The sequence below is a fragment of the Mucilaginibacter terrenus genome, assembly GCF_003432065.1.
GTDB lineage: Bacteria > Bacteroidota > Bacteroidia > Sphingobacteriales > Sphingobacteriaceae > Mucilaginibacter > Mucilaginibacter terrenus.
This window is the reverse complement of record NZ_QWDE01000003.1, coordinates 255,822-269,803: the sequence shown is the minus strand read 5'-3', so window position 1 is coordinate 269,803 and position 13,982 is coordinate 255,822. Positions and strand designations below refer to the sequence as shown.

13 protein-coding genes are annotated in these 13,982 nt (G+C 42.8%); 7 read left to right on the top strand and 6 right to left on the bottom strand.

Annotation, left to right across the window (positions count from 1 at the left end):
• Positions 1-5 precede the first annotated feature (5 nt).
• The 6 genes from DYU05_RS21345 to DYU05_RS16530 all read right to left on the bottom strand — a co-directional run bounded on the left by DYU05_RS21345 (position 6) and on the right by DYU05_RS16530 (position 7,963).
• A complete protein-coding gene (locus tag DYU05_RS21345) occupies positions 6-1,280 on the bottom strand; it encodes an ABC transporter ATP-binding protein (RefSeq protein WP_235854042.1) in 1,275 nt (424 codons plus the stop codon).
• 17 nt (positions 1,281-1,297) lie between these two features.
• Positions 1,298-2,416, bottom strand: a complete 1,119-nt coding sequence (locus DYU05_RS16550) for a glycosyltransferase family 4 protein (RefSeq protein WP_117384252.1) — start codon at positions 2,414-2,416, stop codon at positions 1,298-1,300.
• Complete coding sequence (gene asnB / locus DYU05_RS16545) at positions 2,409-4,193, bottom strand: asparagine synthase (glutamine-hydrolyzing) (protein ID WP_117384251.1); 1,785 nt, start codon at positions 4,191-4,193, stop codon at positions 2,409-2,411. The genes DYU05_RS16550 and asnB overlap by 8 nt, the downstream gene beginning before the upstream one ends.
• A 102-nt stretch (positions 4,194-4,295) precedes the next feature.
• Positions 4,296-4,811 (bottom strand): UpxY family transcription antiterminator, encoded by a 516-nt coding sequence (locus DYU05_RS16540; RefSeq protein ID WP_117384250.1) that lies wholly within the window; start codon positions 4,809-4,811, stop codon positions 4,296-4,298.
• Positions 4,812-4,825: 14 nt separating this feature from the next.
• Positions 4,826-7,249: a GumC family protein gene (locus tag DYU05_RS16535; protein WP_117384249.1), complete on the bottom strand. Its 2,424-nt coding sequence runs from the start codon at positions 7,247-7,249 to the stop codon at positions 4,826-4,828.
• Positions 7,250-7,963 carry a polysaccharide biosynthesis/export family protein gene (locus tag DYU05_RS16530; protein ID WP_165852097.1) on the bottom strand — a complete coding sequence of 238 codons (714 nt, stop codon included), beginning with the start codon at positions 7,961-7,963 and terminating at the stop codon, positions 7,250-7,252.
• Between the two features lie 129 nt (positions 7,964-8,092).
• Here DYU05_RS16530 and DYU05_RS16525 point away from each other — a divergent pair, with 129 nt between their 5' ends.
• The 7 genes from DYU05_RS16525 (at position 8,093) to DYU05_RS16495 (ending at position 13,848) form a co-directional block, all read left to right on the top strand.
• Positions 8,093-8,860, top strand: a complete 768-nt coding sequence (locus DYU05_RS16525) for a glycosyltransferase family 2 protein (protein WP_117384247.1) — start codon at positions 8,093-8,095, stop codon at positions 8,858-8,860.
• 117 nt (positions 8,861-8,977) lie between these two features.
• On the top strand, positions 8,978-10,030 hold the full coding sequence (locus DYU05_RS16520) for an MraY family glycosyltransferase (RefSeq protein ID WP_235854041.1): 1,053 nt from the start codon (positions 8,978-8,980) through the stop codon (positions 10,028-10,030).
• A gap of 55 nt (positions 10,031-10,085) precedes the next feature.
• On the top strand, positions 10,086-11,084 hold the full coding sequence (gene gap / locus DYU05_RS16515) for a type I glyceraldehyde-3-phosphate dehydrogenase (protein ID WP_117384245.1): 999 nt from the start codon (positions 10,086-10,088) through the stop codon (positions 11,082-11,084).
• Positions 11,081-11,515, top strand: a complete 435-nt coding sequence (locus DYU05_RS16510) for a GNAT family N-acetyltransferase (protein ID WP_117384244.1) — start codon at positions 11,081-11,083, stop codon at positions 11,513-11,515. The genes gap and DYU05_RS16510 overlap by 4 nt, the downstream gene beginning before the upstream one ends.
• Before the next feature lie 98 nt (positions 11,516-11,613).
• The gene (locus tag DYU05_RS16505) at positions 11,614-12,804 is read left to right on the top strand and encodes a phosphoglycerate kinase (protein WP_117384243.1); all 1,191 of its coding nucleotides are present in this window, start codon (positions 11,614-11,616) and stop codon (positions 12,802-12,804) included.
• Positions 12,805-12,880: 76 nt separating this feature from the next.
• On the top strand, positions 12,881-13,423 hold the full coding sequence (locus tag DYU05_RS16500; protein WP_117384242.1) for a YcxB family protein: 543 nt from the start codon (positions 12,881-12,883) through the stop codon (positions 13,421-13,423).
• Entirely contained in the window at positions 13,414-13,848 is a 435-nt protein-coding gene (locus tag DYU05_RS16495; protein WP_117384241.1) for a GNAT family N-acetyltransferase, read from the top strand. Before DYU05_RS16500 ends, DYU05_RS16495 begins: the two co-directional genes overlap by 10 nt.
• Positions 13,849-13,982 lie beyond the last annotated feature (134 nt).

Genomic DNA, 13,982 nt, shown 5'->3' with positions numbered 1-13,982 from the left:
AGCTTTCAACCCAGAAAAGTGCGTTTCCCGCCTGTATTCGGGAGATTTATAAGGCCCTTGTTGTTAAAATCGAAGTTTTCACTCCAGGCTTCCAGTATCTCAAAAGCACTGATATCCGGAATGTAAAACCACTCCAGATTTTCAATTGTCAGGTTCTTAAAATTAGAGTTATGCCCTCCAACCGCCAGGGTATATCCACCCGGGCGCAGGAAGAAAGCCGGTATCCTGATGATAGATTCGTACTTACCAGGCTCAATGGGCCTGCCAACCTCCAAATCATGCATGGTGAGCACAGTTGTGCCCTCTTTAAACACGTTAATTGAGATTCTGAATTCTTTTAACGGCTTGGTACACTCATAATTGACTTTGATAAGTACCTCATCATGTGGCATTAACAGAGCATCAATTGGGGTCTCATTTACAGTAAGCGATGTTACTTTTATGGTGTCCTTCAATGTGCCGATGGCCTTGATGCCCGATCTGTCGGTAACGGCGCTGCTCATGTAAGTTTTAACAGTAGCCTCAGTAGGGCCTATGAACATGATTTTGCCGTTGTTGAGCAGCATGCTGGTGTTACAGAGCTGTAAGATGCTCCCCATATTGTGAGAAACAAATAGTACCGTGCGGCCCTCCCCACGGCTTACATCGCCCATTTTGCCGAGACACTTTTTTTGAAATTCGGCGTCGCCTACTGCAAGTACCTCATCAATCACCAGTATCTCTGATTCAAGGTGAGCGGCTACAGCAAATGCCAGGCGCACGTACATCCCTGATGAATAACGTTTTACAGGTGTGTCTATATAGCGCTCTACGCCTGCAAAGTCTACTATCTCGTCAAACTTCCGCTTTATTTCGGCTTTACGCATACCCAGTATAGCACCGTTGAGGTATATGTTTTCCCGGCCGCTTAATTCGGGATGAAAGCCCGTGCCTACCTCAAGTAAACTGGCTACTCTTCCTTTTACCTTTACCGTACCGGTAGTGGGAGAGGTGATGCGGCTTAATATTTTTAGCAAGGTGCTCTTACCCGCCCCGTTACGGCCAATAACACCTACAGCACCCCCCTGTTCTATATTAAAATTTAGGTCTTTAAGGCTCCAAACCATATCGCTTTGGCCTTTGGTTGTGCGATCGTTTACTTCTCCAATTTTAAGAAAGGGATCATCCTTACCTCTGATGCGTGCCCAGTAACGCTCAAGATCACGCGATATGGTGCCTGTACCAAATGTACCCAGTTGATATGCTTTAGATAAGTTTTTGACCTTTATTACCGGAGGCATTTATGAGGATAGTTAGGTTAACCAGCTAACAAAGTTTGCAGCTTTTTTCTATACACGTCTTCGCTGAAGTATTGCAGGCATTTCTGCTGCAATGCTTTTCGCTCATTTGTATTTAGCGGATGTGAAAGATATTTTGAAATTTCTAACTGCAATTCTTCAGGGTCATCGGGGTTTATGGCTATACCTAGCTCCCCATTCCGGACGGCATCTACGCTGCCATCTGCATTGCCACAAATTACAGGCAGGCCGCAGGCAAGTGCTTCTATAAACACTATTCCAAATCCTTCTTTCTTGCTGGGTAGCACGAAGAGATCTGCAAGCAGGAAATGGTCTGCCAGTTCACGCTCATCAATAAAGCCGGTAAGTATAACACTACCCATGACCCCGTGCTCTGCAATAAGTTCCTTTACCCGCAGCCCTTCTTTTTGGTCGTACTTGCCCGAAAGAACGTATCTAACATCAGGGAACTTGGCCTTTAACTTACCTATAGTTGCAATTAAAGTATCGTATCCTTTATACTTCTCGCTGGATGCCAGGCGGGTTAGCGTGAATACAACTGGTGTTTGCTTGTTAATGCGATATCGGCTAAGTAGGTTTTGGGGTTTTGAAATCTCTTTCGGGATGTTTATAAAAGAGTCGATAGCATTATTGAGAACAACACACTTCAACGGATCAACATTATGCCGTTTTATCATCTCATTTTGTGTGTACTCGCTTACGCTAACAATTTTATCACAGTATTTAAGAAATAATTTACGCTGGGCAGAAAACGGCCGCCAAACTTCAATACCATGTGCAATAAGCCAAACATCAGCTTTAGGCTTGAAAATTTTAATCAACAGGCCAATTATTGCAAAGTTTACGTGACTGAGGATAAGCGTATCACCATTGTTTACGGTTGATAAAATACTTAAAATAAAACCAAATTTATTTTTTTGAAATCCCCTGAAGTTTTCTGCCTTTATGTATTGTTGCTGCAGGTCGTAATCAGAATCATAAAGGGATAGTAGCCTTAACTTCCATCCTTTTTCTACGCAGATTTGCTGCAGGGAGTGCGCCATCGTACGTGTCATTTTTTGTATGCCACCGGTGGCGCTGAAAGTTTGCAGGCTTAATAAGATCACTTTTTTAGACATGAGCTTGTACCTGATAAAGCGCAAATGCTTGTGACCAATGAGTTGTACCTGATTTAAAACCTTCTATTGTTTTCTTAGCAAAGCTTCCTTTGTATCTCCCGGTGTTAACCACATCCGGGTTGTTTTTCATCCACTGCTGAAGCGGAAAAGTGAAGCCCATTTTGGGCCTGTTCCACACAGCTTGAGGCAAGATGTCTTTGAAACTGTCTATTAACAACTGCTTTGGCCGGCCTTTTTCAAATCGAATCGCCGGGTCAATATGGGATGTGAAAGCCTGTAAATCTTCATCTAAAAACGGGACTCTTACTTCGAGCCCGTGGCACATGCTCATTACATCGGTATCGCGTAGTAGCTGATTTTGCATGTAGATGTTTGTTTCGTACCAGGCGGCATGTAGTTTATCGTAATTTCCGGATCGTGAATGAGTATTCTGATCAAAGAGGATCTGACTTACCTCAGCCTCATGTATATTCAATATCAGCGCTATATCACTAACGGTATAAAGTCCGCGTAAGAAAAGGTAATCTGCTGCCGAATGATCATAAGCAAGGTACGAAAGCCGTTTAAAATTGCCAATGCTAAGACGACTTGTTTTTAGCAACAGTGACGCAGGAAATCGCCTTAATTGCTTAATGAAACGAATTCTTTTGAACGATGGGTACCCGCCAAAAAGTTCATCCGCTCCAATACCTGATAGTACAGCCTTTAAACCGGTGTCATGGGCATATTTGCTAATGAACCAGCTATTTATGCCATCAGTGGTAGGCATATCCATAGCGGCAAGTATATCGGGGAAATGCTTGCTGAAATCCCTTTCGGTTACCAGGTGCGTATTGGTATTACCGGCTATTTTTTTCAGTACTGCATTTTGATACTGCCGTTCGTTGTATTGTTTTTCATTAAAGAAAATGGAGATCGTTTTAAGCTGTTCACCCCCTTCTTCATTGGCCAGCAATGACAGGATAGATGAGTCTATTCCACCGCTCAGGAAAACACCGATAGGGGCGTCTGATAACATTTGTCTTTTTACCGAAGCATTAAGCAAGTGCCGTATACCATCCTCTGCGCCGTTGATAGTTAAAATCTGGTCGCCAATTACTTCGCACGTATATTTCTCAAGTTTAACGCTTCCGTTTTTGTTCCTGCACAAGTAATGTCCTTTGGGCAAGCTGTATACATCTTTCAGTGTGGTTTGTGGCTCAGGAATATGGCCGTATGCTAACAACAATACAGGCCAAACCGTATTTGGTTGTGTGGCAATGCCCGCAGCTTTAAACGCTTTGATCTCTGATGCGAATGCAAGGCGCTGCCTATTTGATGAATAATACAGTGGTTTTACGCCACTGGAATCGCGTACAAGGTAGGTCTCAAATCTCGCCGAATCGTACAGGGCAAAAGCAAAAATTCCTCGTAGTTTATTGAACCCGGATGTTCCCCATTTACAATAAACTTGTATTAGTACTTCTGTGTCTGTTTGTGTATTAAAGGTTACTCCCGACCGTTCCAGATTTGCCCTTAACTCGCGATAATTGTATATTTCGCCGTTAAATGTAATCCAAACCCTATTACGCGGGTCTGTCATAGGTTGATGGCCATTTTTGCTTAAATCAATAATAGACAGCCTTCGGTGCCCGAAAGCCAGGCCTGCGCTCTCATCTTCATATATCCCCTCATCGTCCGGACCGCCATGTTGCATAGTATTACACATAGCCGTCACAGAAGCCCTTATTTGCGACTGATTTAGCCCTTCAGCTATCAGTCCAGCTATCCTGCACATGTTTGTCGTTTCTCCATAGCTTCGCCCCGTAAGTCACATTGTGTATTTGTAACTTATTATATGTCAATTATTTATACATAATTGAATATGTCCCAAAAACAGCTATAGCCTGTTAATAAAAGCGGCTGCAACATTTACTATAATGGAGCAGCCAATACCTTCTAACCGTAATAATAACTGTTTTTGCGAACGGTAGGATATAATTTCGCCGGTTAAGCCTTTTAAAGGCCCGGCCTTTACTTTAATTTTTTCCCCAGCCTGTAAATCCTCTTCAGTTACTTCCAGGTCCAGAGAGCTTGCCATTAATAATTTAAGTTCCTCTATTTGTCTGTCGGGCATAGTTGCTACTTTGCCTGAGAAATAGATAAACCTTGCAATGCCGCGGCTCATCAAAACATCAGCCTGGTGGTTGTTGGTTATCCGCACGAAAATGTAGGATTTTAGAAGTGGCTCCTCTACCCACTTTTTTCTGTCGCTCCATTGTTTCAACTTCTTTTGCAGCGGCAGGTAAGCCTCTATCCCTTTGTCTACCAGAGCGCTGAAAGCTTTTTTCTCAGCCCTTGGATGTGTGTATACCGGGTACCATTTCAATACGCCCGCATCGGTATTTATAGCCATATAGTAAAGAAGATCTACTTAAACCAGTGTTTAAAGTCCCACCACTTCTTTTTCTCGTCATCCACATAATAGCCGGATGCCTGGTACCCGCTGCTATAGTCGGAGTAATAATAGTACCTGGTACTATAATCACCGGTAAATTTGGTTGTGTAGTATCTGGAATGCAATAAATCTTCTTCAAAAGCATTTAAAACTATTACGGTATTATCTAAGTGATACTCCTGTGCTATCCGTTGTGGTACAGTAGCAGCGTAGTATTTTGACTTACCCGAACGAATAACAAAGATGTTTATATCGCTGATTCTTATAAGCGGTATCGCGTCAGACACCAGGCCGATAGGTGCTGTGTCTACCATTATCACGTCGTACCTGGTTTTAAGCACATCGATCATGTCCCTCAGTTGTTGAGTATGCAAGAGTTCTGACGGATTTGGCGGAACCGGGCCCGACACAATGAAATCAAGATTATCCTGCTCTGAATGTAGTATGATCTCGTCCAGTGTGGTTTGATGTGAAAGGTAATTACTTAATCCCTTTTCATTGGGTACCTTAAAGGTTTTGTGCAGTTTGGAACGCCTCAAATCGGCACCTATCAATATTACCTTTTTATCGATTAATGAAAGTGTGCTTGCCAGGTTGGTTGCTACAAAAGACTTACCCTCTCCTGCAACTTCTGACGTAATACAGATTACTTTACTGGCTTTTTCCGCCGCAATGAAGTTCAAGTTGGTCCTTACTGATCGCACTGATTCAGCAAATATCGACTTTGGACGATTTATGGCTAGAACCTGAATGTTGTCTTCATCTAACGTAGACGGGAATTTTCTTATAACACCAATAATAGGTATGGTTGTAAGGCTTTCTATAGTCTCCTTGTCGTATATGTACGGATTCAACACCCGGATAAGAACAATGAGCCCTAACCCAACTGCCAATCCGAAGATGATGGCTGTGCGATGTATATCATGCTCGTTAGGCGATACCGGTGAGTAGTTCGGCTGTGCTTGTTCAATTATAGTTGCACCCGGTAAGATGCCGGAACGGCTGATCTGGGCTTCCAGCTTCTTTTCGGATAAAAAGGAGTAAACCTTTTCGTTTATTTCAAAATCCCGGCGTAGGCTTACCAAGTCGCGTTCTGCACCGGGTAGCACGGATATTTGCTGGTTTACCTGGCCCAGTTGCGCTGCTATAAAATCAAGGTTTCTTTTAACACTGTTATAAGCAGAGTTTAAGCTGTTTATAGCGGTATTCTTTACCTGCAGAATTGCTTTGTTTATATCTTGTACCGGTTGCGAATTGTAATTATAGGTCTTCAGTAGGTCGGTACGCTGGTTAAGCAAACCATCAAGCTTGCTAATTAACGTTAGCAAATTTGGATCAACCTGTCCGCTGCCGGCGTCAAAGTTCAGGTTTACATTGTTTTTCTCTTTACTGATGTTTTCTTTAGTCTCGTTTATGGCCAGTAATTGAAGCTTAAGTACAGCTTGTTGCGACTCCAGGTCTTTAGCCTTGTCCAGCGCTGCGTCAGCGGCGGCGCTTACTTCCATTAGCCTGTTCTTCTGTTTAAATGATTGAATAGATTTTTCTGAGCCTTTTACTTCACTTGACAAATATTTTAGCTGATCATCTATAAAGTTGATCATTTGCGAAGCTGACTGCGTTTTACGGTTGCGATCGTATATAAGGTACTCCTTCATTACCGCGTTCAGTACATCTGCAGCGAATTGCGGATTAGCATCAGTCATCTGTACCGAAAGGATGTTAGAGTTTTTCACCGTTTCGCTTGCACGTAACCCACCGCGAACACGGCCTACAAAATCTTCGGGCGTATTAAATTTAAACAGCAGTACCGTATTTTTATTGATGTTGTCCGGGTATTTAATGCTGAATGTGGTAGGCCCAAGTGTAACCGGCGTATTATACGCGTAATTGGCAGATGCCTCTTTACCGTTAAGCTTATAAGTTAAGTTGTAAGATGTACGATTTACGGGCTTGAAAGTTATAATCTCTCTGAAGAAATTGAGGCTGTCAAACTGTATCTTATCTATTGTAAGCGGTTTTTGGGGGTAAAGCTCGCTGGTGCGCACACGTCCTTCTACGTAGAAACTAACCGGGTAGTTCAAGTCGGTAACAGCATTCAGGATTACGTCGTGACTCTGCAATACAGATGTTTCGCTCTGTATTCTCGACTGCCCCCTATCAGATCCCGATACCACATTTGCCAGGTCGCCTATTTCAGATTTACGGTCCTCCAGTTTCATGGTGCCGGCGGTAGAATATATTTTAGGCGTATACCATAGGTACACGTAAGACCATATGGTAAAAACCGCCAAAGATCCCACCACCCAATACCAACGGCTTATAAGTATCCTGCCAATTTTAAAGTAGTCTATTTCCTGGTTAGGCAGTCGTTGCGTTATATTATTGGTCTCTTCCATTTATTGCCGGCTCAGCGAATAGATAATTAAAGCTGTACTAAGTAATAAGGTAACTGGCTGCGCGTAAGTATTAATATTTTGCAATTTATCGCTGCGTATTGCGCGTTTATTTTGTGCAATGTAAATGATATCGCCATTTTGTAATATCGCTCTTGGGTCTGATATGGAGCTTATATCGCTAAGGTCTATTTCGGTAACGCTTTTGTTTGTACCCGTTCCTCGTATAATCTTAACATTTTTCTCATTCGCGCTTTTAGTTAATCCACCCGCTTGGCCAATCATTTCCACCAAAGTGGTATTATCTTTTAATAACGGGAAGTTTCCCTGGGCCACGCTCTCACCCAAAATGGTTACCTTAAGATTAGTAATCTTAAGCTCAATAATAGGATCCTTCAGAAGTTCTTTACGATATAAGCCTTCAATTTTACGGGTAGCCTCTACGCGGGTAAGGCCACTTACTGCTATATGCCCAATTGCTGGTAGCGCAACCGTTCCGTCTTCGTCAACTTCAAACGTTTGGCCCTGGCCAGCGGTGCCGCTACCTGATACGCCCGACGAGCTTTGGGCCACATCGTCTACTATATACTTTATGTTTTGAAGGTTCCTTATTTGTAAAATGTCTCGGGGTTGTATACGATAGGTACTCTTAACAGGGAATTTGCTTGCAGCAGATGTATCGTGTAAAACAGTAGTAGCACTTTTGTTTTGAAACAAAGCCTGACTTTGCCGGTAAGAGCAGGAGATACAAAAAAATAGTACAGATAAAACGTAAAAAGAATATCTAAAACGCATAAAGCTTGCTGCTAGTTATGAGTCAGCGAATTCAAAAATACATTTTTACGGTTGAAAAATTTAATTTTAACCGTGCATCAAATAAAGATTACCGTTGTTACCGTTTGTTTTAACGCCGAAGATACTGTCGAGCGTACTATCAAGTCTGTTTTGGTTCAGCGGTATCAAAATATCGAATATATTATCATAGATGGTGCTTCTACTGATGATACCATGGCCATTGTAAACCGATACAGCGAGCATATCAGCATTGTCGTGTCCGAGCCGGATGGTGGTATATACGACGCCATGAACAAGGGGATTGCACTGGCGACCGGCGATTTTATAGGAATGCTAAATGCCGACGATGTTTTTGCTGATGAAAATGTTCTTGCAGATATAGCTCATACATTTGAAAACACTTATACAGATGCCATTTATGCTGATTTAACTTATTTGAAACTTAATGGCGAAGTTTTTCGTAAATGGAAATCCGGAGAATATGTCCAAGGGTTGTTTAACAAAGGATGGATGCCGCCGCACCCCACTTTCTATTGCAAAAGACAGCTTTATTCTACATATGGTAATTACGATCAGCGTTTTGGGTCAGCAGCGGATTATGAATTAATGCTGCGGTTTGTTCATTTAAAGCAAATAAGTATTACATATATACCAAGGGTATTTATCTATATGTTGGTAGGAGGCATTAGTAACGCTACATTACTGCAACGATTGAAAGCGTTGGTATTGGATTATAAAGCAATGAGTAGGAATAATCTGAGAAACAGGTTGTTGGCTTTAGTTCTTAAAAGAACAACAAAACTGCGGCAATTTATTTAAATCTACATTTATATAATTATATTTGCGATGAAACAGAGATATAACAAGATCCCCTAACTTTTATATTTTATGCCCGAATATTTTAATATTCATTATTTATACTATCTCTGTATAGTAGTGTTTTCAATTCTGACAACATTACTCTCCATTCCATCAATTTTACATGTTGCACGTACCCGTCACCTTTATGATGATGTTGGCCATTTTCGCAAACAGCATGACCATGGTATACCGCGTTTGGGTGGGGTGGCTATCTTTGCCAGCTTCAATCTTACACTGCTTATTTTTAGCATGGTTGATAAAAGCGTTCCGCTAACCTATATCCTTACATCTAGTATCATCCTTTTTGCAATGGGTTTAAAGGACGATTTATCCGGTGTTAATCCCAGCACCAAATTCGTCATCCAGTTTTTTGTAGGTGCCCTGTTGGTTTTGCTTGGCGATATCCGCTTAACCAGCCTTTACGGCGTGTTTGGGATATATGATCTCAGCTACTTCGAAAGCGCCGCCATATCTATATTGTTTATCATCCTTATTGTTAATGCATTCAACCTTATAGACGGCATAGACGGCCTTGCCGGCACCACCTGTGTAATAGTAAACGGAACGTTTACTATTCTGTTTGTTTACATGAAACGTTACGAACTGGCAGCCATTTCCCTTGCGATTGTTGGAGCAGTAATTGGTTTCCTCCGGTTTAATATTACGCCCGCTAAAATATTCATGGGCGATACGGGCTCATTGCTCATCGGCTTAATATCGGCTGTAATGGCGTTGCAGTTTATAGAGGCTAACAAGCTTACCGCTAACAATTCCCCTGCTATATATTCTGCTCCTGCTGTAGCCTTTGCTATTCTTATCGGGCCTATTTTTGATACTTTGAGAGTGTTTATCTTACGCATAGCTAAGGGTACATCTCCTTTCGGTGCCGATCGCAACCACATTCACCATCGTATGCTTAGGCTTGGGTTTAACCATTTGCAAACTACCTTTATTTTGGCAGGCATTAATATTATTACCATAGTAATGGTGCTGAGGTTTAGTTTCATTGGCAACTTTGCTTTAATGGGCGTAATATTTGGCATCTCGCTGTTATTCAACTGGGGCATTACCTTTTGCCTGCGTTGCCGCGAGCGGGAACGCTTTACTATCCGCTTTTTGTTCGCCTAAGCTCTATAAGCTATTCTAATCTATATTTTCTAATTTTGCATCCTGATTTTAAGTCATGAGGATAGCAATAAATGGGTTTGGCCGTATAGGGCGTATATTTTTACGAACCATCCTTACCCGCAGCAATATAGAGGTTGTAGCCATTAACGATCTTGCAGATACGCAAACCTTGGCGCACCTCTTCAAGTACGATTCGGTACACCGCGGGTTTAAGGGGGCGGTAAGCGCAGGTGAAGGCCACCTGTTCATAAACGATCTCGCCATAAGAACATACCAGGAAAAAGACCCGCAGAACTTACCCTGGAAAGAACTAGGAATTGACCTGGTGATAGAATCTACAGGTAAGTTTATTTCCGAAGAGGGCGCCGCAAAGCACCTTGCAGCTGGTGCCAGGCAGGTAATTATTTCCGCTCCGCCATCAAACAAAACTGTACCTACCGTTGTGCTGGGCGTTAATGATAATGAGGTAGACCTGCGGTCGCCCATATTGTCTAATGCATCTTGTACAACCAACAATGTTGCTGCAATGGTGAAAATCCTGGACGATAACTGGGGTATTACCGAAGGCTATATCACTACGGTACACTCCATGACGGGCGACCAGAACCTGCATGACGCGCCTCACAAAGACCTTCGGCGGGCAAGGGCTGCTTCGGCGTCTATCATCCCTACTACGACCGGTGCCGCCAAGGCTATCACTGCAATATTTCCTCATTTGGATGGGCATCTTGGTGGTGCAGGCATACGCGTGCCGGTGTTGAACGGCTCCCTTACTGACTTTACCTGCAGCTTGAAAAAGCTCCCGACAGTTGAAGAGATTAACAGAGCCTTTAAGGCAGCTGCCAATGGGCCGATGGAGAACGTTTTAGAATACACCGAAGACCCTATTGTTTCCACCGACATATTGGACAACCCGCATAGCTGCATTTTTGATGCGCATTTAACTTCAATTGTTGGCGGTTTGGTTAAGGTTGTTGGCTGGTATGATAACGAGATGGGCTACTCCAGCCGTTTGGCAGATCTGGTAGAAAAAATAAACCTGCTGCCAAGATGATAAAGTTTATAAAGCCAGATGATGTATTGCCGCTGCGCAACGAGGTTCTGCGTGAAGGGCGGCTTACACTTGACGAATGCCGGTTCGAAAATGACGATGCCGAAGGATCATTCCATCTTGGGTATTTTGTGGGTGAAGAGTTGGTTTGTGTGGCATCTTTTCACCCGGTAGGGTATAAAGGTTATGATGGGAAAGCTTACCAGCTGCGCGGTATGGCAACCGCAGCTACTCATCGTGGTAAAGGATACGGTAACATGCTGGTTAACTTTGCCATTACTTACCTCAGGGGCCAAAAAGTAAATTACTTGTGGTGTAATGCGCGTAAGGTAGCCGTGAAGTTTTATATGGGAACGGGGTTCGAGATCATCTCGCCCGAGTTTGAGGTACCGGGCATTGGGCCGCACTATGTAATGTATGTTAAAATACAATGAAATTTTAAGCCAAACACCGCTGCTTTTTGAATTTAGGGTTGGGTTTTAGAATAAATTTGTACAATTTGCCGCCCATTCATCAATTTACATTTAACAATATGAAAACCATTGATCAGATAACCTTCAACGGTAAAAAAGCGCTTATCCGGGTAGATTTTAACGTTCCATTGGATGGCGATTTTAACATTACCGATGATAACCGCATGACCGCCGCTTTGCCAACCATAAAAAAGATACTAAAGGATGGCGGTGCTGTAATATTGATGTCGCACCTGGGCAGGCCAAAAGACGGCCCTACTGATAAATATTCTTTAAAACACATTGTACCACACTTGTCTGACCTTTTAGGCCAGCAAGTAGAGTTTGCTGATGACTGCATTGGCGAACAAGCTATAGAGAAAGCAAAAGCCCTGGACAAAGGCGAAGTTTTATTGCTGGAAAACCTGCGCTTCTACAAAGAAGAGGAAAAGGGTGATAAAGACTTTGCCGAGAAACTGTCAAAGCTTGGTGATATATACGTGAATGACGCTTTTGGTACAGCACACCGCGCGCATGCATCAACTGCTATAATAGCACAGTTCTTCCCCAACGCCAAATACTTTGGTTACCTTATGGCAGCCGAACTTACCAATGCAGAGAAGATATTGAACGGCGCTGCAAAGCCATTCACCGCTATTATGGGTGGCTCAAAGGTGTCTGACAAGATCTTGCTGATTGAAAAGCTTTTGGATAAAGTTGATAACCTTATTATTGGCGGCGGCATGGCTTACACATTTGCTAAAGCTGATGGTGGCAACATAGGTACATCATTGGTAGAGGCAGATAAGCTTGATCTGGCTATAAGCCTTAAACAAAAAGCAAAAGAGAAAGGTGTGAACCTGTTATTGCCGGTAGATAATGTTATAGCCGATGATTTTAATAACAATGCCAACACAAACACCGCCAAAACAGGCCAGATACCTGTTGGCTGGATGGGCCTGGATATTGGCCCTGAAACTGTTGCTTTGTTCAGCAAGGTGGTAGAAGAATCTAAAACCATTTTATGGAACGGTCCGATGGGTGTATTTGAAATGGAAAAATTCCTGGTAGGTACTAAATCTATCGCCGAGGCTGTAGCAAAGGCTACCGACAACGGTGCCTTCTCGCTGATAGGCGGCGGCGATTCTGCCGCGGCAGTTGCTAAGTTTGACATGACCGACGAGGTAAGCTATGTATCAACCGGAGGTGGCGCACTGCTTGAATACATGGAAGGTAAAGAATTACCCGGCGTAAAAGCTATAAACGAATAACATAAGCACCAGCTTAAAAGAAAGCCCCGTACAGGGGCTTTCTTTTTTGATAACATTTTGTTTACCTAATTGCCCGATGACCATAACAATCGTTTTGACTGAGGAGGACTATTTAACTTACCTGCTGTATTCGGCATCAAAAAGTAAGCGTGCGCAAGGTACCCGGCGTAAGGCATGGTTAACTATATCGGGCTTGTTACTTGTTATGGGAGCTGCGATGCTAACTAGCAATGATGGCTTTTATAGCTATTACTTTTTTGCCGCCGGATTAATGAGCCTGGTGTTTTACCCGCTGCTGCAACGATATAGCTATAAAAAGAACTATCGTAAATTTGTCAGGGATAAAATGGCTTATAAGATCGGCAAAGAGTCAATATTAAAATTTGGCACGGAATATATAGAAACCAAGGATATTACAGGCGAAAGCAGGATAAATACCAGCGAAGTAGCAGAGATAAACGAGATTGCAAGCCACTACTTTATCAGGCTTAAAAGTGGCGACGGACTGGTTGTTCCTAAAACAAGCGTAGCCACCCCAACCTTTGTAGACGATGTTATGTCTGTAATGCAAAATCCTGATATATTGGTTACGCATGAACCTAACTGGAAATGGAAGTAAGCCCCGCAACTATACGCGAGTTTGTTGAGGCTGACCGGTTCGCGGTAAAGGCTTTGTACCTACACTGTCGTGTTAACACCTTTAGCTGGCTAAATACGCGAATGTTTAAACTGAACGATTTTGAAAAGGATACCGTTGGCGAACGGATATTTGTTGCGGAAGTTGGTGGTGTTATAGTCGGTTTTGTAGCTTTTTCAATGGCTGATACTTTTGTCCACCACCTGTACGTGCACCAGGCTTTTGCAAAGCGGGGCATTGGGAAAGCCTTGTTGAATATAGTCCTGCAAGCTTCACCAAAGCCGTTTAGTTTAAAGTGCCTCGAAATGAACCAAAACGCCTGCGACTTTTACACGGCACAAGGCTGGCAGATAAAACGGAGAAGCATAGGCGATCAGGGTCCGTACTTTTTATTTGTAAGCCGCTAGGTAGATCATACTTTATAGAGTACAGTAGCAAGCCCGGTAATAGCAGTTTCTGTAAAAAGCTTGTTGCGCTATTCCCCAACGCCAACATGCTGATTTTTTTTCACTAAAATCAGCTACTTTTAAGCACTAAAACC

Coding starts and splice junctions, on each gene's coding strand:
- DYU05_RS16510 (WP_117384244.1), top strand. CDS start 11,081: ATGATAAAGTTTATAAAGCCAGATGATGTATTGCCGCTGCGCAACGAG.
- DYU05_RS16535 (WP_117384249.1), bottom strand. CDS start 7,249: ATGGAAGAGACCAATAATATAACGCAACGACTGCCTAACCAGGAAATA.
- asnB (WP_117384251.1), bottom strand. CDS start 4,193: ATGTGCAGGATAGCTGGACTGATAGCTGAAGGGCTAAATCAGTCGCAA.
- DYU05_RS21345 (WP_235854042.1), bottom strand. CDS start 1,280: ATGCCTCCGGTAATAAAGGTCAAAAACTTATCTAAAGCATATCAACTG.
- DYU05_RS16540 (WP_117384250.1), bottom strand. CDS start 4,811: ATGGCTATAAATACCGATGCGGGCGTATTGAAATGGTACCCGGTATAC.
- DYU05_RS16500 (WP_117384242.1), top strand. CDS start 12,881: ATGACCATAACAATCGTTTTGACTGAGGAGGACTATTTAACTTACCTG.
- DYU05_RS16550 (WP_117384252.1), bottom strand. CDS start 2,416: ATGTCTAAAAAAGTGATCTTATTAAGCCTGCAAACTTTCAGCGCCACC.
- DYU05_RS16495 (WP_117384241.1), top strand. CDS start 13,414: ATGGAAGTAAGCCCCGCAACTATACGCGAGTTTGTTGAGGCTGACCGG.
- gap (WP_117384245.1), top strand. CDS start 10,086: ATGAGGATAGCAATAAATGGGTTTGGCCGTATAGGGCGTATATTTTTA.
- DYU05_RS16505 (WP_117384243.1), top strand. CDS start 11,614: ATGAAAACCATTGATCAGATAACCTTCAACGGTAAAAAAGCGCTTATC.